1 protein-coding gene and 2 pseudogenes are annotated in these 1,474 nt (G+C 64.9%); all 3 read left to right on the top strand.

The window, feature by feature from the left end:
- Nucleotides 1-696: chitinase (locus ABT057_RS24150; RefSeq protein WP_352345649.1), on the top strand; the 696-nt coding region annotated here is incomplete at its 5' end.
- Between the two features lie 70 nt (nucleotides 697-766).
- Nucleotides 767-1,069, top strand: a pseudogene (locus ABT057_RS49240) (cysteine/serine endopeptidase inhibitor); the annotation flags it as partial.
- A 72-nt stretch (nucleotides 1,070-1,141) separates the two neighbouring features.
- Nucleotides 1,142-1,474, top strand: a pseudogene (locus ABT057_RS49235) (hypothetical protein); the annotation flags it as partial.

Genomic DNA, 1,474 nt, shown 5'->3' with positions numbered 1-1,474 from the left:
ACGGACCCCGTCATCAGCACCTGGTACTGGGACCCCTACACCTGCTCCGGCGGTGGAGGCGACAATCCCCCCACATCGGGATTCGTGGTCAGCGAGGCCCAGTTCAACCAGATGTTCCCAGGTCGGAACTCCTTCTACACGTACAGCGGTCTGGTCTCGGCGCTCAGCGCCTACCCGGAATTCGCCACCACCGGCACTGACACGGTGAAGAGGCAGGAAGCGGCCGCGTTTCTGGCCAATGTCAGCCACGAGACGGGCGGTCTGGTCCACATCGTGGAGCAGGACACCTCCCAGTACGGCAACTACTGCGACTGGAGCAAGCCCTACGGCTGCCCGGCCGGCCAGTCGGCGTACTACGGTCGCGGCCCGATCCAGCTGAGCTGGAACTTCAACTACAAGTCGGCCGGTGACGCGCTGGGCATCGACCTGCTCAACAACCCCTATCTGGTCCAGAACGACGCCGCCGTCGCGTGGAAGACCGCGCTCTGGTACTGGAACACGCAGACCGGACCGGGCACTTACACCGGCCACAACGCGATGGTCAGCGGGGCCGGCTTCGGCCAGACCATTCGCTCGATCAACGGCTCGATCGAGTGCGACGGGCGCAACCCGGCACAGGTGCAGAGCAGGATCGACAACTACCGGAGCTTCGTCGCGATCCTGGGCACGACGACGGGCGACAACCTCAGCTGCTGACGTCCTTGCCGATCAAGCCAATCGCCGTGAACACCCGAGTGATGGAGGAAGCTTGAACGTCCGGAAACGAATGGTCCGCTTAGCTTCGGCCCTGCTGGGCACGCTGCTGTTCACCGTGCTCGGCGTGGGGGCGGCGTTCGCCGCGATCCCCATCGGCCAGTCCTACACCGGCAAGGCGACCTACTACAACGACGTGGGCTACGGAGCCTGCGGCACACCCATCAACGCCTCGACCGAACTCCTCGTCGCGGTGTCGTACCAGTGGTGGACGTCCGCCAATCCCAACAACGACGAGCTTTGCCAGGGCATCTCCGTCGAGGTGTCGTACAACGGCCGGACGATCACCGTACCGGTCAAGGACAAGTGCATGGGCTGCACCTCGGAGCACATCGACCTCAGCCTGCCCGCGATCAGGAGTCTGGGGTCGGACGACGTACTCAACGGCATCACCTGGAAGTTCGTCCGCAGCGGTGACAGCGGAGGCGGAGGAGGAGGCGGTGGTGCTTGTGCCTCCGCGCCGAACTGGGCGGCAGGTACGCAGTACACCGCGGGAACGGTGGTGCGTTACACGGACGGGCTGTACTACATCGCCGAACACGACAACCCGGGCTACGACCCTGTCATCAGCACCTGGTACTGGGAGCCCTACACCTGCTCCGGCAGCGGAGGCGGCGGAGGTGGGGGTGCTTGTGCCTCCGCGCCGAACTGGGCGGCAGGTACGCAGTACACCGCGGGAACGGTGGTGCGTTACACGGACGGGCTGTACTACATCGCCGAA

The organism is Streptomyces sp. NPDC002588, assembly GCF_040295925.1.
Lineage (GTDB): Bacteria > Actinomycetota > Actinomycetes > Streptomycetales > Streptomycetaceae > Streptomyces.
The sequence above is the reverse complement of the archived record's forward strand: the minus strand, read 5'-3'. Positions and strand labels throughout refer to the sequence as shown.